We start from the raw sequence: 21,348 nt of genomic DNA, 5'->3' as shown, positions 1-21,348 counted from the left end.
AACGATTTGTACACACCTATCCCCAAATGCCATTCACGCACAGGAAGGAAAAATCAGATGAGAAATGCAGCGTGGAGAAGATACAGATCGGGCGGTGATCGCAAAGCTCTCTGGCGATCATCCACCACAAAAGGAAGGAAATTACTCTGGGAAAGAACAACAGAGGGATACAATGTAACACATGTCAAATCCAACTTTGGATTTTGCCATCCACCGGGCAAAACAGCCACGTCGCCCGCTGGCATCTCCTGATCAACTGCTGCCTCTTTGGTACAACAGCAATCTTTCATCTCTGCCGCAGCATGACACTCTGGCATCGACACCTGATGCGCCCAGCACAGACAGGGTGCAACCATTCCTATGAGCGTCAGCGCGACAATAAGAATGTACGGAAAACGACGAAACACGGCTCAAATCTCCAGAAGTTGGAAAGTTTACAAAAAAATAGCCAAAAGCGCTTATTTCGTCAAGACACATATTTTTTTTACCACCACCCGCGCCGCCGGCCTCGCCGACCCCGATCATTTTCCCGGTCTTCGGGCGACTCGCCAATCACAATATCAAAATTTGCCGTCAATTCGCCAATCTCAGACCCGGGCAATGGCTTAAACGGCACGGACAGCAAATCGTGAGACGCGCGACCAGTATTCCTGAAAATAGAATCCCACTCATTGTCCGGATTGTCTTTCACGTACATCTGCGACGTCAAAAGCCGGTGCCCATTTTTATTAATCGCAAAATGAATATGAGCGGTTCGCGACCCCCCGTACCGCACGGGCTTAATCGTCCGAAAGCGATATTCACCCGTAGATCCCGTCTCAAAACGCCCAAAACCCTGAAAATTGGTATCTCGCCTATTGCGCCGCGGAGCCTCAGAATGGATATAAACCCCATTGCGATCGACCTGCCAGATCTCCACTATGGCATTCTTTACGGGATTGGCATTCACATCCAGAACGCGCCCGGTCAAATGCGTAATCTCTCCCACGGCTGGCGTAATCGCATCGTTGATTATCACGAGATCATTATCGACATCCAGCGGCATCTCATCCGGATAAAACGGACCCTCGGTTTGCCGGGGTGTAAGCGTCAGTTGCTCGGCAAAAACCCCTGGCGTCACAAAAACCGCCGCACCCAATGCAGCGGATTGACACAGAAAACGTCGGCGATTAACAGACATCACAACCTCCATTGCATAAAATCTTCTACATTAGATAACCAAGCTCAATATAGGCAATCTGAAGAAAAAAACACTAAGGTCGAATCTCCACGTACCGCTCCAGACGCGCCACCTCGCCATCATCGACATACTTGCCAATCTCGCGCCGGAACTGTTCCATACTCGAATACGGACGGTACTCCTCAAACTCGTGTGCCATCCGCTTTCCCACACCGGGAATGGCGAGGATCTCCTCCTCAGTAGCCGTATTCAAGTCGATAGGCACAAAAACATACTGCTCCAGACGCGCCACCTCGGTATCATCTACGTATTTACCCATCTCACGGCGCCATTGGGCAATAGCCGTATAAGGACGGTACTCCTCAAACTCGTGCGCCATCCGCTTTCCCACGCCAGGCACCAGAAGAATCTCCTCCTCGCTGGCAGTATTCAGATTAAGCGGAATGAACATCTGAACGTAGAGCATCTCGACCGCCTCCTGGCCCAGATGCTGTGACACGACCGGGTGCAATGCTTCCATTCCCAAGAAAGGGCGCTGCGCCACAATCGCGTCAGCGAGTTCTTTACTCATCCCGTGAAGGGCACCGAGTTCATCGGATCCTGCGAGATTTGGATTGACGACCACCGCGCTACTCACGGCTTCTTCCGTGGGAGCGTCGGAGACAGATGTCTCATCCACGTTCGACCCACCACAACCCCAGAGCATCGCAAAACACACCAGCAACACCACCATATTGGTAAACTTCTCTCTTCTACCGCAAATATTCATGTTCCCTCCTGAGAATTTCTCACTTCACCAGCCCGCAAGCCTGGGTGGCGAAAACAAACCACCAAACCGAGCAATCCGAGAAGTGTCATCGTACCTGGTGCCAGCGACGGGGTGGCACCGCCCAGAGCTTCCCAAACGAGCTCAAGCCCGCTACGAGATGGATACATCTCCAATTCGAACTCGACATTCCCCTTGTAGTGAAGCCACTGCCCAACAAAACCCGAAACAACAAACAGCACCATCAAAATCTGAAAAACGCGGACACTCGCCACGCCAGGCGCAATAAAGAGCCAACCGGCGCATGGAAGTGCCGCCACAAAGAGCACGAGAGGAACCCACTGCCAGAAATCCTCCATATGCTCAAGGAGAACAAGCTCGGCTCCCGTGCCGACAATTCCCATCATCAAAATAGCGAGAACAAAACGCCGAAGCAGGTCGGCGTCTCCTCGCCGAGATTGTTGGGTTGAGATATCCAAAACACATTCCTATTTTTAATCACTAAACCTTAGACCAACCAATACGCCAGAACGTTCCCGCCTATCATCTCCCATCCCACATCTAAACCTTTTTATTTTTTTTATTGAGAATTATATTACACATCCTCACCATTCATTCCCAAAAGGAGAACCCAATGAAAAAACAACCCTTCACCAGCACACGCGGGAACATCCCCAAATTCCCCTACTCACAAGCCATAATCTACGGCGACCTCATCTTCATCTCTGCCCAACCCCCGGTCGATCCGGAAACCGATGAAATTGTCGGAGACGATGTCAAAACGCAAACCCGATGCATACTCACCAATATCGCGGGCATACTCGAAGACGCGGGAACATCGCTCGACAACGTTCTAAAAGTAACCGCCATCCTCCAGGACCGCTCTCTTTTTTCGGACTTCAACGACGCCTACGCCGAATTTTTTCCGGAGAATGCACCCACGCGCACGCCCATCTTCGGCGATACCGGCGCACACCTCATACTCCTCGACGTCATCGCGGGGATGGAATAATCTGAATCGCCAACTTACTCCCCACGCGAATCGCCTGCAACATGTTCACGGCCTTAGCGATGCCCTTGCCCGCGATATCATAAGCCGTACCGTGATCCACAGACGCCCGCACAATCGGCAAGCCCAGAGTCACATTGACAGCCTCATCAAACGCCACCAGCTTTGCGGGCACATGGCCTTGATCGTGATACATCGCCACCACCCCGTCGTATATTCCATTGTAGGCCTTCAAAAAAGTCGTATCCGCAGGCAGAGGCCCATCAACGCGCCAGCCCTCGCTCAGAGCCTTTTCAACTGCGGGACGGACGACCTCTGCATCCTCGCTACCGAACAAGCCATTTTCGCCCGCGTGTGGATTTAACCCGCATACTGCTATCCTGGGGTCTAACTTACCCAGACCGACGAGCACATCGCGGGTAAGCCGAACCGTATCGTAAATCAGATCAACCGTAAGCCTATCGGGAACCTCGTGCAACGCAATATGCCCCGTCACATGCGACACAGTCAGGCGCTCAGATACCAGCATGATATGTGCGCGTCCTGCGCCCGATTTCCCAGCCAACAATTCCGTATGACCCGCATACGGATAACCCGCCAGATTCATCGCCTCCTTATTTAAAGGCGCCGTCACAATCCCGTCAATTCGATCCGCCATCGCCAGATCAACCGCGCGAATCACCCACTCAGCTGCTGCTCTACCCGACTCGCGACACACCTCGCCCATTTCAATCTGATCCATATCCACATCAATCGGACACCAGACATCAACACACCCAAACTCAAACGCACCATCTTCGGGTTGCTTCACAACCCGCACATCCAATCGCACACCGGCCATAGCCATATCGCGCTTCAATATTTCCGGATGCCCAATAACCAGCGGCTTACACACGCGATAGCTTTCCCCACGTGCCAGAGCCTTCAAAATTACTTCCGGTCCTATACCACACGGATCGCCCATCGTAATGCCCATCAGCGGGCGTTTGTCTAAAACGTCTTTCTCTAACATAAAAATCCCAAAAAAAGTGGCGGTCTCAAAACCGCCACAATCCTTACTTCTCTTTTCCCTGCCACCTCACCACCAGGACCGCAATGATATACACAACAATCATCCCAATCACTATTTCCATTACACATCCTCTTTAATCATCAATCATCGTCGGCCGTATCATAAGCCTCATCCCTCGCGCGAGAGGCAAATGCGCCAGCGCTCAAACGCCGAATCGCCAGACGCAAATCGTCGAGCAAGGTATAAAACAGGGGCACAACCAGCAACGTCAGGAATGTCGAGGCCAACAGCCCACCCATCATCGTGCGTCCCAAAGGCGCATAAGACGAACCCATTGCATTGCTATCGCCCACAGCCATGGGCAGCAAGCCAAAGACCGTTGTAAACGTCGTCATCAAAATGGGGCGAAAGCGATTGTGCCCCGCTTCCATAATGGCATCAAAGCGATTCATGCCATCGGCACGCAAGCGATTGACCATATCCACCAGCACAATCGCGTTATTCACCACCACACCGATCAACACAATCACCCCCACAGACGCCATCCTATCCATGGGCGTGCCTGTCAAATACAGCGTCCAGTAAACACCCAAAAAAGAAAATGGAATTGAAAAAAGCACTGAAAACGGCAAAATAAACGACTCGAACAAAACGCCCATCAACAAAAACACACATATCACCGCCATCACAATTCCCAGCCGCTCAGAGGCTTCGTCCTCTCTAAGTTGCTTGAAACTCTCTCCCTTGTCCCACGAATACCCGCGGGGCAACTCGAGACCATCCATCACTTTGTCAATCTCCGCGGCCAGGCCCCTAATATCTGTCCGCGTCGTATAAGCTCTGATACGCAACTTGACCTTGCCATCGTACCGCGCAATGCGCCCCATCCCCCGCGAGACCTGGAAGAAGGCGACTTCGCTCAATGCCACTTCTGTACCATCGTCGGTCTCAAACGGAAAATTGCGCAACTGATTCAAATTTTGTCGGTCTGTCCTATCCAGAAAAAGCCGCACCCGCACCTCGCCGTCGTCGGACTTAAAACGGGGCAACGACACCCCTTGCAGACCATAAGAGATATAGCGCGCAACATCCCGTACAGAAATCCCAAGTCGTTTCGCCCGCTCCCGATCAATCACGACCCGCACCTCGTCATCGGCCAGTTCCAAATCCGTGTCAACGCCTACAAGAGACGGGATTTGTCTCAAGCGTCGCTCGACCTCATCGACGAGACTGACCAGGACCTCGGTATCATCGCCTTCCAGATAAATCGTCACGCCCGGATCACTACCTCCGCCCTCATTGCGAGCCCCTTCCACGGAATGCCGCACACCCACATATCTGGGCATATTTTTGCTAATATCTTCCGCGACTTCAGCCCGTTCCATGGGTCCAGCAACGGGTATCCCCAGAGCACTGCGCGTATTTTTGTACGCCACGTACCACCACGGATCATCGCTCTTAGCCGGCATATACAAGCTCAGATTACCGTAGCCAGGTCGGTAGTAAACGCGCAGGGTTTCATAGCCGTATTTTTCACGCCGCGCCTCCAGAAATTCCTCAACCTCCCCCACAATATCCTCGGTTTCTTCTGGCGAAAAGTGACGCGGCAACCTCAACCGCACATCCAAATCGTTAAACGCGCCACCGCGGTGGCGGTCTGCGCGCTTCAGATTATCCAGGGGATACATCGTCGTTGCCGCAAGTGCCAGCGCGATCAACACCGCGTCCCGGCGGTGTCGCAATGTCCAACTCAACATGCGCTCATAAATTCCTCGCGCCTTCACAATGATTTTGGGATTGGGACGCACCCGACCTTTGCCCAATCGCACCGACGCCAGGGGAATAAATAACAGCGCCACAAATAGCGATCCCACCAGAGCCACCCCAACCGGAACGCCCAGGCGCGTCATGTAAAAAGTCATAAACATATTGCCGCTAAACAACATCATAGGCAAAAACACCACCACCGTCGTAAACGTCGCCATAGTAATGGCCTGCCCCACCTCACTCGCACCGAAGATAGCGGCATCTTCGGGTGCCTCGCCATTGCCCCGCCGGCGATAAATATTCTCCAAAATCACAATGGCATTATCCACAACCAGCCCAATCCCAACCATAAGTCCCATCATAGTCACCACATTGAGCGACCAGCCGACAAAATACAACGCGGTCATCGCAATCATCACACACAGCGGAATAGCCAAAGTAATAATGGCCGTCATCCGCACGGTACGCAAAAAGAACAACAACACCAGCGCGGCAAATAGCCCGCCCCAAAGCCCGGTTTCCCGAAGATTGCGAATCGATTCCTTAATAAAAAACCCCTGATTGAACATCACCTGAAACGACACCTGCCCGGCCATGCGCGGATCTTCTTCGATAGCTTTCAATTTTGCCACAACCCGATCGGTCACATCCGCGACATTTGCACCCGATTCCTGTTTGATGCCAAAACTCATACCTCTTTTGCCATCAATGCGCTGCGTCCACGATTTTTCGGGCACCTCGAAAACCACCGAAGCCACATCGCCAAGGCGCACCTTGCCTGCCCGCGATCGAATCTGGATATTTTCAATTTCCTGCAACGTGACATACTGCGCCAGCGACCGCACGTAAAATTTCTTTGGTCCCTCCCGCACATACCCCCCGGCAAGTGCGAAATTGTCGCCCCTCAAGGTCGAAACAATCTCGCCAATGCGCACACCGCGCGCCCTCATGCGATCTTGATCCACCTCCACCATCACTTCCTTGCGATCTGCGCCAAAAATATCCACGCGCCCAACCCCATCCACGCGCTCCAGAGGATACTGCACAAAGGTCTCGATAAACTGAAAGGGTTCTGTAATGGCCGAGTCAATCGACACAGCCACATACATAACAGACTTCGAATCCTGATCGTATTTGTGAATACGCACCTCGTCTCGAGCCTCTTCTGGCAACAGGGGCTTGAGGCGCTCGAGCCGATCTGAAACCTGATTGTACGCAGCCGCCATATCTGTATATTGACGAAATTCCATATGCACGCGTGCGCCCCGAGAGCTGTAGCTACGCAGGGTCTTAATACCCTTTACGGTACGCAGCGTCTCTTCCAGCGGCAGGGTGATCTGTTGCTCGGTCTCCTGCGGAGAGGCATTGCGAAACCCAACAGACACAGCCAAAAAGGGCGGTGTCAAACCATCGGGCATCATCTCGACGGGCATACGCACATACGCCACCGCCCCCAGTACCAACAGCGCGACAAGGCACATGGTAACGGACACGGGTCGCAACACCGAAATACGCGGTAAAAGAGAAGATTTGGGATTCATGGCAAATTCAGCAGTTAGTTAGCACCATCGGAGTATCGCTATTAATTATCGAAGATTTGCACAGATTTGGCAAACAGAGTTTGCGATGCCCTGTCAGTCAGTTAAAAATAATTATAGAAATTAAAACTCTCGTTGCTAATTTAAGTTGCATTCTAATATATAAAGCCTATAATTATAAATTGAAGACCAACTCCCCCGAAGAGAAATCGCCCAAATCTCCTTATTAACCCAGGAGCAGGCCATGACGGACCAGATTGTAGAATTGCGCGTATCCAACGACGCGATCAACGATTCGGAAGAGTTGCGGCGGCGCATCCGAGAAGAAGGGTACCTCTTCTTTCGCAAATTACAGAACCCGGACAAACTCTGGGAATTGCGGCGACAAATGCTCCACAAAATGACACCGTGGCTCGTCGAGGGAACCGACCCCATAGATGGCATTGCCGATATTTCCAAACAGTGTACCGAAGGCGACCCCGAATACACCGACGTATATCACGAAGTGTACAAACTCGAAGCCTTTCACCGCATCGCCCATGAACCAGAAGTTCTCGACCTGCTCGAAAAAGTAATGGATGGCCCTGTCTTCCCGCATCCGCACAAAGTCGCTCGCCTGTGGTTTCCCAAATACACGGCGCACACCACACCGATTCACCAGGACTTTGTACACTTTCAGGGCAACTTCGACACCTACACCTGCTGGGCACCTGTTGGCGACTGTCCCATTGAACTGGGTGGCCTCGCCGTATTGCCCGGCTCTCACAAAATCAATGCCGTGATGAACCACCACTTCTCCCTCGGCGCGGGCAGCCTGTGCATCCACACCGACGAATTGGAAGGCCAATGGCACAGTACCAACTACGAAATCGGCGATACCCTGATCTTTCCCGCACTCACAGTACACCAGGCTCTACCAAACCTCACCGAAGACCGCCTTCGCGTCTCCCTCGACAACCGCTATCAAAAACTCGGCGACACCCTATCCGAGCACATGCTCGAACCCCATCTGAACATCTTCAACAATCTCACCTGGGAAGACGTGTACAAAGACTGGGCAAGCGACGACCTCAAATACTACTGGCAAAACCAGAACAATCACATCATACCCCGCGACCTCAGCTATTCAGAGAAAGGTTTTGCAGAAGCCCTCGAACTGGCTAAAGCGGGAGATGAGCGCGCGTATATTGCCATGAATCGCGCCATACGACGCGATCCCAATTCACCTCAGGCTCAAGCTGCCAGAAAAGCTCTGGCATTTGCGTGATCGACATCATTTTCATACAACGCTTTTTCTCCAGGGAGGTTTCTATTTTTAGGCATGGCTTTTATCGAGACAGTATTTTCACACAACGTTTTTCAGGAGGACCGGTGATGAAACACATCCGCATTATAGTTGTTATAGCCCTCGCCGCAGGACTGATGTGGAACTGTGGCGGAGAGCGCGTCACGCAGTCAGAGACCGGGACAGACGAACAAATTGGACGTCCCCTGAGCAAATTGGTAGCGCACGGAGATGCCGTACAGGCTATAGTAAGAGCCACTGTGCACCGTGATGGCGCACCAGTAAGCGGTGCAACTTTAGAATTTTCGCGTTCCATTGCGGGACAGGCACCAGACTACCATTGGTCGGGCACGACCGACGACCACGGTCATGCATGGGTGGAAATCAAATCTGGCAATGGTTATTACCAGGCGCGTGCCTCTCAGGACGGGGTCGTGATCGGTTCCTGGTCGAGCATTCCGATCAACGCGGGCTACGAAGTCATGCTCGATTTGCCCATTGGAGGAAGGGCACATGTAACCGGTTCATCCATGCGTTCCCTTGTCGTGATTGGTGAGGGCGAAGCCGTACAAATCCGTTCATTGCTCACACTTACCATCGCGGCGTCGCTCGGTGTGCCGTCGCGAAACGCCGTTGAGTTGGCTGTGCAAGACTTTGGCCTGATCCACGGTCACGCGGTCGAACTGGGCGAGTCAATAGACACCGGGTGTGGACCGGAAGGCGGACACATGGGCGCGGAGCAGATCATCGCCGACCCACAGGTACTGGGCGTCATCGGCACATCCTGCTCGGGTGCGGCAGTGGCGGCCTCGCCAGTAATCAGCGCGGCGGGACTGGTGATGATCTCGCCGTCCAACACCTCGCCGGCACTCACATCCGACCTCGCAGGCAACGCGAGTTCCGACTATCACCCCGGCTACTTCCGCGTATCGGTCAACGATCTCTACCAGGCGCGGGCAGTCGCCGACTTCGCCTATAATGAATTGGGCCTGCGGCGCATGGCGGCCATCGACGATGGCGACCCGTACACCATGGGCCTCACCATCGCATTTGGCAATGCGTTTAGCGCTATCGGAGGCGAAGTTGCAGCCACCGCCAGGATCGCGAAAGGACAGACGGACATGACATCTGTCCTCGCGGAATTCGCAGCAGCCACACCAGACGGCATCTTTTTCCCACTCTTCGACGAAGAAGGCATACCTTTCGCCAAGCAAGTGCGGGAACACGACAGCCTGAAAGACGCAACACTCATCGCGGGTGCGGCTCTCCTTGATTCGGAGTTCCTCGCCAAACCGCAGTCAGAGGGCATTTACGCTGCGGGACCTGAGACGGACCTCGGCACAAATGTCAATTCTACAACGGGTAAAAGCGTAGATGACGTGCTCGCCGCGTATGAAGCCGCGTATGGCGGATTTCCAGGCACGCCTTACTGGGCGCACTCTTACGACGCCACAACGCTACTGCTCAATGCCATCGAGATTGTCGCGGGCGAAGATGACGGGAAATTGTATGTCGATCGCGCCGCACTGCGCAGGGAACTCCATCATACATCCGGCTTCCAGGGCCTCCTCGGCACGCTCACCTGCGACGAATTTGGAGACTGCGGCACCGGGCGCATAAACATCTATCACCACACAGATTTGAACATCACAGACCCCGCGCAATTGCCCATCGTCTATCGGTTCACGCCGTGAGGTCCTGAAATCAATCAACAATTCATTTCTTACTATATTCAACCGCTCTCTTGCACTTCCCAACAAGAGAGCGGTTGTTTTTTCACTCCTCCTTTCAAAGCAGAGGACCCTGGATTTGCGCTTCTGCTTGTATCATAAATTAAATTAATGAATTGAAAACGTTTGTATAAATAAATCTACTTTTTTTCAGAAAGGAATCGTATCATTATTCTCCATAAGCAAGGCAAGTTCACAGTATCACAACTCAAAAAGGGAGGAATTGTTATGAGACGTCTAACAGCAGTAATCATTCTGGGGTTGTTCACCTTCTGCGCAGTAGTGCAGCCCGCAGTAGCCCAAACTCAGAAGATAACCGCCAGTGAAGTGGTAGATGCGGAGACATTGGAGGCATTCGTATTATATGCGAAATCACATGCGGAAGCTTTTACCGATCCCAACGAACTCGCGCCGTATCTCCACAGCATCAGTATCGAGGGGGATTGGAAACACGGGAACACGTACCTCATCATCATGTTACCAGATGGCACGGTGTTTCATCATGCCGGTGACATCAGCGCGAACGGCAAGCATCTGTACGACATCGAAGACGCCCGCGGCAATAAAGTCGTACAAAACCTTATTGCAGCAGCTAACATGGGCGGAGGCCACGTCGAGTATTACTGGGATGACCCGGCAATGGAAGGAGACGAGAACACCCCCAAGGTCGCCTACGCCGTCAATTATACCTCCGGAATAGCCGGAACCACGGTGGTCCTGATCGGCGGCTATTACCAGGATGTTTCGCATGCCAGTGCAACGCCGTTCGACCCGTCCCTCATCCCTCCTCCCGACGTCACAGCCGCCGACGTGGTTGATCGGAAAACCCTCAAGGCATTCGTACAGGGGACGGGAAACCGCTATCTAAAAGCCATAGAGCAAGTCGGGCTTGATGTGCTTCAGCAAAATCAGGATCTCTTCAGAGAAGAAGGCGGTCCCTATAGACAAGGCTCCGTCTATTTCTTTGTCTTCACCACGGACGGTTACGTGCACTTTCACGGTGCCGACCGGTCGGTAGAGCACAGGTTTGTGAGCAGTCTCGATCGGGTGGATATAAACGGGGTTAAGTTCATCCGGGAACTCATTAACGTGGCAAAGGCGGGCGGCGGATATGTCGAATATTACTTCGACGACCCGGCGGTAGAAGGAGATGAAGACATCGGTTCGCCTAAAGTGAGCTACGCCGAACTCGTTGTGTTCCGTGGCGGGGAGTATATCGTCGGCGCCGGGTTCTATAAAGACCTCAAGCGCATTATCCTGAATATCACCCTCACCCAGAACGACCAGCCTGTAGCAGACGCCACAGTCGAATTCTCCCGATCCATTGCTGGTCGCGCACCCGAATACCAGTGGCAGGGCACCACTGATGCCGAAGGACGCACCACCATCGAAATCCAATCTGATAGCGACGTCTCGGGCTACTACCTCGCCCGAGCAAAGGACGCCGATGGAAACACGCTCGCCACATGGAATAGCATTCCCATCAACGGCGGAGAACCAACAACGCTCACCCTTCCCATAGGTGATCGCGCTCAGACGGCTATGCAGGACCTCGTCCTACATCCCAATGTACCCAACCCCTTCAACCCATCTACGCAAATCGCCTACCAGATACCCGAAGCAGGGCATGTGAGTCTGGCGATATACAACACGTTGGGACAACAGGTTCGCGTTTTGGTACAGGACAGTCAAGCACCTGGTCAGTATCGGGTCAGATGGGATGGCAAGGACGAGTTTGGCCGAGAAGTTTCCAGCGGCGTTTACATTTATCGGTTGGCACATTCAAGTAGCGTCATCATTCGACGGCTGCTTCTGGTAAAATAAATATGAGATTCAACAAACGGAGGCTAAAAAGCCGTGAGCATAATTCGCGGCTTTTTTATTTTACTCAAGGACCTCACAAACATATTTGACAAATAGAGTTTCTAAGCATAAACTGCATTTACACCATATAGCAGACTTTTGCAAAATCCGAAAAAACGCAACAAAGGGAGGACCGGTGATGAACCATATTCGCAGTATTTTTGTCATAGCTCTTGCCTCAGGACTGATGTGGAGCTGCGGCGGCGAGCGCGTAACGCAGTCAGAAATCGGAACAGAAGAGCAGGTTGGTCGTCCTCTGAGCAAATTGGCAGTAGCCCATCACAAAGCACAGGCTGTGGTCATGGTCAATCTGTCTCGTGACGGCACACCAGTAAGTGGTGCAACCGTAGAATTTTCGCGCTCCATTGCCGGACAGGCACCCGACTATCAGTGGTCAGGCACAACCGATGAAAAAGGTCAGACACTGGTGGAAATCGCATCGGGCAATGGTTATTACCAGGCGCGTGCTTCGCAGGACGGAGTCGAGATCGGCTCCTGGTCCAGCATACCAATTAACGCAGGCTATAAGGTCATACTCTATTTACCCATTGGCGGAAAAGCACAGGTGAAAGGTTCATACTCCCTGGAAGAGCCAACAAAGCAGATCACAGCCAGAGATGTAGTAGATAAGAAAACCCTGAAATCATTTGTCGGAGCCGCAAAAGAATACGCGAAAAGCTTCCCCTTTTCCGAAGACATCGCAGAAGAATTCAGACAAGAGGGCGGCAGGTGGAAACACGAAGCCATCTACCTCGCAGTTTTAAACAGCGAGGGCGTCATAGTGTATCACGCAGCCAATGCAGATCTCGAGGGACAAAACCTGATTAACTTTGAAGATCCCAATGGCGTCAAATACGTCCAGGAACTCATCGCTGCAGCCGCAGCAGGTGGCGGTTTTGTCGCGTATTATTTCGATAATCCGGCGGTAGATGAGAATGGTGATGGCGAATTAACCGGAGATCCCATTGGCTCGCCCAAGATCAGTTATGCCATCCCAATCACTGACTCACAAACCGGCATGGAATTAACCTTCCTCTCGGGCTTTTATCCGAAGGTGAAAGAATGAGAAGGGGTATGGAAAGAAGATCAGACACAAAACAAGAACTTTCAGACGAGACGGGCAACAGCCTCCAGATGGCCCCCGAACTCATGCTTGAACTCGCGCACAAAGCCGCGGAGCTTTTGGTGGCGCGAACTGAGACCTTGCCCGGGGAAAATGCCTGGGATGGAGAATTCAGGCAGGGACTGGAGAAACAACTCCTGAAGGATCCGCCCGAAGCTGGGCGGCCCCCAGTAGAAGTCATTGAGCAGGCCGCACGCGAAATCCTCCCATTTGCGATGCGACTGGACCACCCCCGTTGCTTCGCGTTTATCCCATCGGCGCCCACATGGCCCAGCGTGCTGGCCGATTTCATGGCCGCCGGATACAACGTCAACGCATGCACCTGGCTGGTCGGAAGCGGTCCGAGCCAACTCGAACTGGTCGTCATTGATTGGTTGCGGCAATGGCTCGGATATCCAGAAAGCGCGGGTGGGCTTTTGACGAGCGGCGGCTCCGCAGCCAGCCTCAACGCCCTCGTCGCAGCGCGAGAAGCAGCGGGCCACCCTGAACGCGCCACTGTTTATATGAGCGACCAGAGCCATAGCGCGCACATACGAGCAGCCAGGATCATCGGCGTCAGACCAGAATGCATACGCCTGACACCGAGCGACGACCTCTTCCGCCTGGACGTGGAAGCACTCGCACAGGCTGTAGCCGATGACCGCGCAGCGGGATTCAACCCCATTGCGGTATGCGCCAATGCCGGAACGAGCAGCACCGGAACTATTGATCCGATCGAAACCATGGCAGACTACTGCGAGGCAGAAGGTATATGGCTACACGTTGACGCTGCGTACGGCGGCTTCGCTGTCGTGACCGAACAGGGCAAGGAACTCTTGCGCGGGATCGAGCGGGCTGATTCCATCGGCCTGGACGCGCACAAATGGTTCTTCCAGCCTTATGAGGCTGGCTGTCTGCTGGTCAAAGACCTGAGTACACTTGAAAACGCCTTCGGCGTTCACCACGACATTCTCCAGGACACAATATGGGGCGCGAACCACCCGAACTTCTCGGATCGCGGCCTGCAACTGAGCCGCTCGGTACGCGCTCTTAAGATCTGGATGTCGATCCAAACCTTCGGAATGGACGCATTCCGGCGAGCCGTAGCAAAGGGAATGGAACTGGCTGCCCGCGCCGAGGCATACGTCCGTGAAAGTCAAACCCTGGAAATGTTAAACCCCGCATCGCTGGGGATCGTATGCTTCCGCGTCAACCCCGCCGATACCGCTGTTGACGAGGAAGAACTCGCAGAAATCAACAAGACAATACTCGCCCGCATCTTTTGGGAAGACAAAGCCTTCATATCCTCAACGCTTCTGCATGGAAAATTTTCACTCAGACTCTGCATCGCCAACCACACCACGACATGGGACGATGTGCGCGAGACCCTGCAGACCGCCGAGCGATTCGGGCAGGAAGCTTTATCCTAAAGAAAGGTATAGTTCACAGTATCACAGTGGCTTTTTTATCTCCTGACTCAATCACCCACGCGCTGCAACCCCGGTCCCTCTTCGTAGTAATAGCTCCCCGGAAAGAACGTTTCATTATCGGGCATTGACTCAACCAATCGCACCTCCGCCGCACACACCTTGTACTCGGCTGTCCCCGTCACCGCATCGCCAACATCATTCGTCAACACATTGGCGCGCGCCTCGGCGAAATGCAAGGGCATCCAGATACACCCCGGGCGCACTTGCCGCGACAAAATAGCCCGCAACTGCACACTTCCGCGCCGCGTCGTCACCTCCACCACATCCCCGTGATGAACACCCCGTTTCCGCGCATCGCTCGGATGCAACTCTACAAAAGCCTCGGACTGTTTCGCATCAAGCCCGGACTCTCGGCGCGTCTGTGTTGCGGCATTGTAGTGATACAGCGTGCGTCCCGTAGAAAGAAAAAGACCGTAATCTTCATCTGGCAATTCCGCCGGTGGGATATAATGCACGGGCATAAACAATCCCTTACCGCGCAAAATGCCATCTTCGTGTAAAAATTTTGTACCCGGATGATCCGCATCGGGGCACGGCCACTGTAAGCCCGCTATGCTCTCTTCACCTGCTACGCGATCTATCTTTTCCAATTTCTCGTGACTGATACCGGCAAATTGGGGAACGTCTTTAACCATCTCGGCATAAACTTCCGCTGGATCTTTATACGACCAATTCGCGCCCATCTTATTCGCCAGCATAACCAGAATCTCCCAATCTGGAAGCGCTTCACCAGGAGGATCAACTGCTTTGCGAACCCTCTGAATGCGGCGCTCTGAATTGGTAAACGTACCCTCCTTCTCGGCAAACACGGCTGCGGGCAAAATCACATCGGCAAAACGCGCCGTCTCATTCATAAACGCATCCTGCATCACGATAAAATCAACATTATTCAATCCCTTTTCCAACTCGAGAACATTGGGTTCGGACAACACAATATCTTCACCCATCACAAAAAAGCCGCGCATCTGTTCCCCCACCGTCTTCATCATCTCATTGAGATTCAGACCCGGCACCGGGGACAGCGGAACACCCCAGGACTTTTCGTATTTTGCCCGCACTTCTGGATCATCCACACGCTGATAACCCGGATAAAACATCGGCGTAGCACCCGCGTCATTCGCACCCTGCACATTATTCTGTCCGCGCAGTGGATTCATCCCGGTCGATGGCTTGCCCAGATGCCCCGTCATCAAAACCAGATTTGCAAGCGCATACACATTATCCGTACCGTGTGCGTGTTCCGTAATGCCCAGCGTATAATATATACCCGCTTTTTCCGTCGTAGCGTACTGCCGCGCAGTCCAGCGAATATCATCTGCTGAAATACCCGTTATCTCTTCAGCCTTTTCGGGTGTATAAGACGCGACAGCCTCTTTGACCTGCTCAAAATTTTCAGTCTGATTTTCGATAAATTCGCGATCGATCAAATCCTCTGCCACAATCACATGCGCCATGGCATTGAGCAACCACACATCTGTACCGGGATTGAGTTGCAAATGCTTTTCCGCAATAGACGTCATCCAGATCGCCCTGGGATCGGCGACAACCAAGGTCGCGCCTTTGCGAATCGCGCGTTTCATTTCCATAGCGATAATCGGATGTGCCTCGCTCGTATTGCTGCCAATCACAAACAGAAAATCAACATCGCGTATCTCGCCAATTGAATTCGTCATAGCACCCGCACCAAATGTTTCGACCAGACCGGCCACAGTTGGCGCGTGTCACGTGGCCGCACACTGATGGACGTGATTTGCCCGAAACAGCGCGCGCGCCATTTTCTGAACGAGAAAATTTTCCTCCATCGTACACCGCGACGAACTCACAAAACCCAGGGCATCTGCGCCGTGTCGCTCTGCAACGCCCAACAATCCTTCCGCTGCTCTTTCGAGCGCATCGTCCCAGGTAGTTGGATACAATACACCATCCTCACCGCGCACAAGCGGCTCAGTCAACCGATCTTTGTGGTGCACAAAGTCATAGGCAAAGCGTCCCTTGACACACAAATTGCCGTCATTGGTCGTCGTGCCCGGCGGAGGACTCGTCACCTTTACAATCTGCCCCTTGCCATCGCGACCTTCTGAATCCACATTGAGATCGAGCTGACAGCCCACCCCACAAAAGTTGCAAGTTGACCGCACCTTTACCAGTTCGCGCTCGGGTTTTTGCCCGCGCATCAGTGGCAATTTTTCATTCATAGCACCAGTTGGACACACATCGATACATCCACCGCACAACTCGCACGTCGTATCCAGCAGAGATTTTTCTTCCACCGTAGAAATCGTCGTATGTGACCCTCTACCCGCAAGAGTAATAGCCGAAACACCTTCTATTTCCTCGCAATAGCGCACGCATCGCGCACACGCAATACAGGTATCGGGATTAAAATCCACATAGGGATTGCGATCCTCCCTATCTCCTCGCATCGGCTCCATCCATCCCCAATCCATTGGCGCATCGAACTCGGCAGCCATATCCAGCAATAAATCCGGCGAACCGACTTCCGATACTTCGCGCTCGTGCGGATGATCAGTCATGTACAAAGCCATCAGGGTTTGGCGGTGCCGATCAATACGCTCATTCTCGGTCGTCACCACCATCCCGTCTTGTGCGATGCGCGCACAGGCCGGCGTCATCAACCGCTCGCCATCAACTTCCACAAGACAAGAGCGACACGCACCCGCGGGTTCTAAACGCGGATCGTGACACAGGGTCGGAATTTCCAATCCCTGACGAGATGTAATGTCCAGCAGGGTCTCGCCTTCGGCAAAGCATATCGTCTGTCCGTTCAATATCAATTTATTCATCAAACTCCTCGGGGAAGAATTTTTGGGCACTCGTCAGGGGGAGAGAAGCGATTTGCCCAAGACCACATATCGAACCCTCATTCATTTGCCACGCCACGTCTGCTGCGTGTTGCAAGTGAGGGTTGTGGCCCTGTTCCCGATTGCAAATGCGATTTTCCAGTGCCTCGTGTAAATACCGCGTGCCAATGCGACAGGGGGCGCATTGGCCGCAGCTTTCATCGTGAAAAAATCTCAACTGTTGACTGACTGACCATTTTATATCCACCGTGTCGTTCAACACAACAACACCGGCCGAGCCGAGCAGCGAACCCAACCCATCCATTGTCTTAAAATCCAATGGTTGGTCCCTGTATTTAGCCGGCAAAAAGCCCGAACTCGCACCCCCGGGACTAAACGCTTTCGGAGTACCAATATATCCGCCGGCCTCTTCGACCAACTCATCTAAAGTCACACCGAGCGGCAACTCATAGACACCGGGGCGTTTGACATGCCCGCTAATACAATACACTTTTGACCCCGCCTCTGTGCGCCCCAAATTGCGAAACCAATCGCCGCCTCTTGAAATAATCGAAGGCACGCACGCAATAGTTTCCACATTGTGAATAAGTGTGGGTTTTCCCCACAGACCGTATTCTGTGGGATAGGGTGGGCGCAAACGCGGCATTCCGCGCTTGCCTTCCAATGCCTCTAAAAGTGCCGTCTCTTCGCCGCAAATATACGCACCCTGCCCCGAGTGCATGTGAAAACGGATATCGGGAAATATATTATGTGATTCAAACTCTGCAATTGCTTTTGTCATCACAGCCTTTGGAAATGCGAACTCGCCCCGCAAGTACAAATAAACATCTCTCGCCCCGATTTTATAAGCCGCAATCGCCAATCCTTCAACAACCAGATCGGGACGACGCATCAAAATCTCGCGGTCTTTAAATGTACCTGGCTCGCTCTCATCGCCATTTAAAACCACATAACGCGTGGTCTCTTTTTCTGAACACACAGCATTCCACTTAAAAGACGCGGAAAAACCCGCGCCACCGCGCCCCTGCAACCCCGACATCTCTATTTTTTCGATAATTTCTTCGGGACGCATCTTCGCGGCCTTAGCAAACGCTTTGCCCGACCAATCGGCCTGCCCCAACAAATTGATCGCCATAGTATCTGGATCATCCACCTCTGGTCCCACATGTCCCAAGTTGCCACTGGACACTATCTCTGGCAGGAGCCGCGTCCAATCGCCATCTGCCCGCACCACATCCTCGACCGATACAGCGGGCAACACATCGCGGTCTCGCAACACCGCAGGCGGACGATCACAAGCTGCCAGACACGAACACCCCATCGCGGGCAGACCCGCATCTACCATCGCCTGCAACACCTGATCTGCACCCGCCATGCGACACGACAAACCCGTACATACCCGCACTTTTTTGTCCGTATCCGTCAACAAATCAAAAAAACTACCCACGCCATAGACCTGCGCTTCGGGAACGCCGGTTTGTTGCGACACCTTCCGCGACACGCCTGAATTTAACCCGCCTTCAATCTGGAGTAAATCGGGCACATCGGCCTGTTTTTTATTCACACCAAACCTCGCTTTTATTGCCGTGCAAACACCTGAACGCCCCATACCATACCCCTATCTTTTGCCACAGCTACCCCCACATGTGTCCAGTGTCTCGCCAATATATTTGAACGATGGCTCGCACTTAACATCCAACTTGCCTGCATCGTTTCGACAAAATATCCGTTTGCCACATTTTCGCTCACCTGAGAAAAAGGCAAGCGTCGGGTGGTTACATGCCACATCACATCCAATCCCGATAAAGAAAAGTGGGATACCTCACCCAAAGCCAGCATTTCCTCGAGGCGGATGCGCGCCACATGCATCAAATTGGGATGTGGAAGTACAGCCTGACGACCGATCCGCCTTCGCGCCGCATTAATTTCATCAATCAAAAATTGTTCAGCCGCCTCATCGCCCGGATAAGGGACTATTGTCAAAACCTCGTCTTCTAACTTCTCGGGATTGCCAACAACCACCGCCTGATGAGAAACCGTAAAGGTGCGTGCCTTGGGCAGGACAACCTGAACCTGTACGCGACAATGTCCCACCTCCCCAAACCGAAACCGCGCCTGAAACCGCCGCCCCTGCCTTCGCACAGCCCCTTTGATCACACTGCCATCGGGCGCGAGAAAGGCCGCGATAGATATATCTTCCACCTCGCTGTGTAGCTGTCCTGAAACCGTCAGTTCTTCACCTGCGGCAACCGAGTCTGGAAGCGAATTGACCACCGCGAGATCTGTTCGCAACGGACTGGGATAACTGTATGCTACTGGCATCCGCACTTCTTTTCGACCATCGGGCCACGAGGTGATCTTTTGTCCAAAGCGATTACGCTCGATCTCTCGCCCATCGGGAAATGTCTCCCGACTTGAACCATCCTCCCCTTTCACAATCCTATACCCATCGGGCTGAATGGCAGGCTCATTTTCCTCTTTTTTGCGGGTTACTATAGTGCCATCGGGTATTACCTCTGCCGAAATCTTCGTCACCCTTTCCGAAGTGCGTTGCTCCATCGCGCGGCCAGCTACACCATTGCGAACCGCAGACTCATCTGTCAAACGAGACACCTGCTGTTCATAGCCAGATACAACCCGTCCATCGGGAAATCGGGTTTCTTTCTTCACGCCCCCGGGCAATATCACCTCCACCCGCCCATCGGGATACTGCCAGCGCTGTCGCCCATTGGGAAAAGTCGTCCACACACGCCCATCCTCAAAGCGACGCCGGCGCAATCCACTACCCGGAAAGGATGCACTCCTGGGCGTTAGCAAAATCCCCAGCAACACACGCCAATAACCCGTGTCCGGAAGTTGTAACCCTTCAGGACGCACATAATCCAACTGCGTTCTGGTGCGTGTATGGATGGCGTGTGCATCTTCCAGAGCCTCCAAACTATCAATCACATTTCCCGAAAAACCCTTCAGGCGACTGTATTCATCGGGGTGCAAATGAACGTATAAGTAATGAAAAGCCCACACAGCCTTTGCGGTATCAACCATCTCGTAAACTTTTCCGCGACCAAGTAACAACGCGACCAGCACGCCGCGCTCTGTCCACCCAGACACCAGGGCACCCGTGGGAATTTTGAGAATCCGATTCTCGTGCACCAATCGTACATCGCGCAAAACGCGAACCGTATCCAATCGCACGTCATAAACACGAGTTGGCACTTTAATCTCATCACCGGGCAAAACTTCTGGATGCTCCGACAGGGGAATCGTCACACTTTTGATTATCTCTTTGCCAGAAGAGTCAACCAAACCTCGAACCAGATATGCACTATCGAGAAGCGCTTCTTCCGTCAGGCCACCGGCACCTTCGAGATAACTATTCGCCGATTTGTCGGGCTGATATACATAAGTACCCGGCTTTGCAACCGCACCCGAAACCGTCACCTGTTCGCTCTGCTGACATCCCGCAAAAATCGGGACCAGAATTAGCGTGCGAATAATGAAATGGCTTTTAGACAAAATCGTCCCTATATTTGATTACAAAAAAACGGAGAAACACGCCATGAAAATCACAGTAAAAAATATACACGACAAAAAAAAAGAAGAAAATCAGGCCTCTACGTCCGAAGAACGCCTTGACCTTGTAGAAAAATTGCGAATCCAATCCGGGAAATTTCTATATGACTACCCAGCCCGACTTCGAAGAACTATTAGGGTTTTTAGAAAAAAATAATGTACGCTATATGATTGTAGGAGGATATGCGGTTGCGTTCCACGGCCATCCGCG

At 52.8% G+C, this 21,348-nt stretch carries 16 protein-coding genes; 6 read left to right on the top strand and 10 right to left on the bottom strand.

The window, feature by feature from the left end:
* Positions 1–53 precede the first annotated feature (53 nt).
* The 4 genes from F4Y39_17550 to F4Y39_17535 all read right to left on the bottom strand — a co-directional run bounded on the left by F4Y39_17550 (position 54) and on the right by F4Y39_17535 (position 2,425).
* Complete coding sequence (locus F4Y39_17550) at positions 54–407, bottom strand: hypothetical protein (GenBank protein ID MYC15531.1); 354 nt, start codon at positions 405–407, stop codon at positions 54–56.
* Between the two features lie 77 nt (positions 408–484).
* Positions 485–1,192, bottom strand: a complete 708-nt coding sequence (locus F4Y39_17545) for an intradiol ring-cleavage dioxygenase (protein ID MYC15530.1) — start codon at positions 1,190–1,192, stop codon at positions 485–487.
* Positions 1,193–1,253: 61 nt separating this feature from the next.
* Positions 1,254–1,949: a helix-hairpin-helix domain-containing protein gene (locus tag F4Y39_17540; protein ID MYC15529.1), complete on the bottom strand. Its 696-nt coding sequence runs from the start codon at positions 1,947–1,949 to the stop codon at positions 1,254–1,256.
* Positions 1,946–2,425: a hypothetical protein gene (locus F4Y39_17535; GenBank protein ID MYC15528.1), complete on the bottom strand. Its 480-nt coding sequence runs from the start codon at positions 2,423–2,425 to the stop codon at positions 1,946–1,948. Before F4Y39_17535 ends, F4Y39_17540 begins: the two co-directional genes overlap by 4 nt.
* A gap of 155 nt (positions 2,426–2,580) precedes the next feature.
* On the opposite strand from F4Y39_17535, the gene F4Y39_17530 reads away from it, so the two are divergent.
* The gene (locus F4Y39_17530) at positions 2,581–2,958 is read left to right on the top strand and encodes a deaminase (GenBank protein MYC15527.1); all 378 of its coding nucleotides are present in this window, start codon (positions 2,581–2,583) and stop codon (positions 2,956–2,958) included.
* Here F4Y39_17530 and pdxA read toward each other — a convergent pair.
* Together pdxA and F4Y39_17520 are read right to left on the bottom strand one after the other, a co-directional pair.
* Entirely contained in the window at positions 2,939–3,967 is a 1,029-nt protein-coding gene (gene pdxA / locus F4Y39_17525) for a 4-hydroxythreonine-4-phosphate dehydrogenase PdxA (protein MYC15526.1), read from the bottom strand. The genes F4Y39_17530 and pdxA overlap by 20 nt on opposite strands.
* Positions 3,968–4,107: 140 nt before the next feature.
* The gene (locus F4Y39_17520) at positions 4,108–7,275 is read right to left on the bottom strand and encodes an efflux RND transporter permease subunit (GenBank protein MYC15525.1); all 3,168 of its coding nucleotides are present in this window, start codon (positions 7,273–7,275) and stop codon (positions 4,108–4,110) included.
* A 241-nt stretch (positions 7,276–7,516) separates the two neighbouring features.
* On the opposite strand from F4Y39_17520, the gene F4Y39_17515 reads away from it, so the two are divergent.
* The 5 genes from F4Y39_17515 to F4Y39_17495 all read left to right on the top strand — a co-directional run bounded on the left by F4Y39_17515 (position 7,517) and on the right by F4Y39_17495 (position 14,682).
* Positions 7,517–8,539, top strand: a complete 1,023-nt coding sequence (locus F4Y39_17515) for a phytanoyl-CoA dioxygenase family protein (GenBank protein MYC15524.1) — start codon at positions 7,517–7,519, stop codon at positions 8,537–8,539.
* Positions 8,540–8,646: 107 nt separating this feature from the next.
* Complete coding sequence (locus tag F4Y39_17510) at positions 8,647–10,251, top strand: ABC transporter substrate-binding protein (protein MYC15523.1); 1,605 nt, start codon at positions 8,647–8,649, stop codon at positions 10,249–10,251.
* A 264-nt stretch (positions 10,252–10,515) separates the two neighbouring features.
* On the top strand, positions 10,516–12,111 hold the full coding sequence (locus F4Y39_17505) for a T9SS type A sorting domain-containing protein (protein ID MYC15522.1): 1,596 nt from the start codon (positions 10,516–10,518) through the stop codon (positions 12,109–12,111).
* A gap of 178 nt (positions 12,112–12,289) precedes the next feature.
* On the top strand, positions 12,290–13,216 hold the full coding sequence (locus F4Y39_17500) for a hypothetical protein (protein ID MYC15521.1): 927 nt from the start codon (positions 12,290–12,292) through the stop codon (positions 13,214–13,216).
* Positions 13,213–14,682, top strand: a complete 1,470-nt coding sequence (locus F4Y39_17495) for an aminotransferase class I/II-fold pyridoxal phosphate-dependent enzyme (GenBank protein ID MYC15520.1) — start codon at positions 13,213–13,215, stop codon at positions 14,680–14,682. Before F4Y39_17500 ends, F4Y39_17495 begins: the two co-directional genes overlap by 4 nt.
* Positions 14,683–14,729: 47 nt before the next feature.
* Here F4Y39_17495 and F4Y39_17490 read toward each other — a convergent pair whose 3' ends face one another.
* The 4 genes from F4Y39_17490 to F4Y39_17475 are packed head-to-tail and all read right to left on the bottom strand — an operon-like array spanning position 14,730 to position 21,080.
* Positions 14,730–16,451 carry a molybdopterin-dependent oxidoreductase gene (locus tag F4Y39_17490; protein ID MYC15519.1) on the bottom strand — a complete coding sequence of 574 codons (1,722 nt, stop codon included), beginning with the start codon at positions 16,449–16,451 and terminating at the stop codon, positions 14,730–14,732.
* A gap of 12 nt (positions 16,452–16,463) precedes the next feature.
* Positions 16,464–17,546 (bottom strand): molybdopterin-dependent oxidoreductase, encoded by a 1,083-nt coding sequence (locus F4Y39_17485; protein ID MYC15518.1) that lies wholly within the window; start codon positions 17,544–17,546, stop codon positions 16,464–16,466.
* Entirely contained in the window at positions 17,539–19,173 is a 1,635-nt protein-coding gene (locus tag F4Y39_17480) for a hypothetical protein (protein ID MYC15517.1), read from the bottom strand. Before F4Y39_17480 ends, F4Y39_17485 begins: the two co-directional genes overlap by 8 nt.
* Complete coding sequence (locus F4Y39_17475) at positions 19,143–21,080, bottom strand: hypothetical protein (protein MYC15516.1); 1,938 nt, start codon at positions 21,078–21,080, stop codon at positions 19,143–19,145. The genes F4Y39_17480 and F4Y39_17475 overlap by 31 nt, the downstream gene beginning before the upstream one ends.
* Positions 21,081–21,348: the final 268 nt, after the last annotated feature.

The organism is Gemmatimonadota bacterium, from assembly GCA_009838845.1.
Classification (GTDB): Bacteria; Latescibacterota; UBA2968; order UBA2968; family UBA2968; genus VXRD01.
This window is presented reverse-complemented; position numbering and strand designations above follow the sequence as displayed.

What these genes read in the sequence shown, in the direction of transcription:
- F4Y39_17510 (MYC15523.1), top strand. Translation starts at nt 8,647, where the DNA reads ATGAAACACATCCGCATTATAGTTGTTATAGCCCTCGCCGCAGGACTG.
- F4Y39_17495 (MYC15520.1), top strand. Translation starts at nt 13,213, where the DNA reads ATGAGAAGGGGTATGGAAAGAAGATCAGACACAAAACAAGAACTTTCA.
- F4Y39_17480 (MYC15517.1), bottom strand. Translation starts at nt 19,173, where the DNA reads ATGGGGCGTTCAGGTGTTTGCACGGCAATAAAAGCGAGGTTTGGTGTG.
- pdxA (MYC15526.1), bottom strand. Translation starts at nt 3,967, where the DNA reads ATGTTAGAGAAAGACGTTTTAGACAAACGCCCGCTGATGGGCATTACG.
- F4Y39_17500 (MYC15521.1), top strand. Translation starts at nt 12,290, where the DNA reads ATGAACCATATTCGCAGTATTTTTGTCATAGCTCTTGCCTCAGGACTG.
- F4Y39_17505 (MYC15522.1), top strand. Translation starts at nt 10,516, where the DNA reads ATGAGACGTCTAACAGCAGTAATCATTCTGGGGTTGTTCACCTTCTGC.
- F4Y39_17540 (MYC15529.1), bottom strand. Translation starts at nt 1,949, where the DNA reads ATGAATATTTGCGGTAGAAGAGAGAAGTTTACCAATATGGTGGTGTTG.
- F4Y39_17515 (MYC15524.1), top strand. Translation starts at nt 7,517, where the DNA reads ATGACGGACCAGATTGTAGAATTGCGCGTATCCAACGACGCGATCAAC.
- F4Y39_17545 (MYC15530.1), bottom strand. Translation starts at nt 1,192, where the DNA reads ATGGAGGTTGTGATGTCTGTTAATCGCCGACGTTTTCTGTGTCAATCC.
- F4Y39_17485 (MYC15518.1), bottom strand. Translation starts at nt 17,546, where the DNA reads ATGAATAAATTGATATTGAACGGACAGACGATATGCTTTGCCGAAGGC.
- F4Y39_17530 (MYC15527.1), top strand. Translation starts at nt 2,581, where the DNA reads ATGAAAAAACAACCCTTCACCAGCACACGCGGGAACATCCCCAAATTC.
- F4Y39_17520 (MYC15525.1), bottom strand. Translation starts at nt 7,275, where the DNA reads ATGAATCCCAAATCTTCTCTTTTACCGCGTATTTCGGTGTTGCGACCC.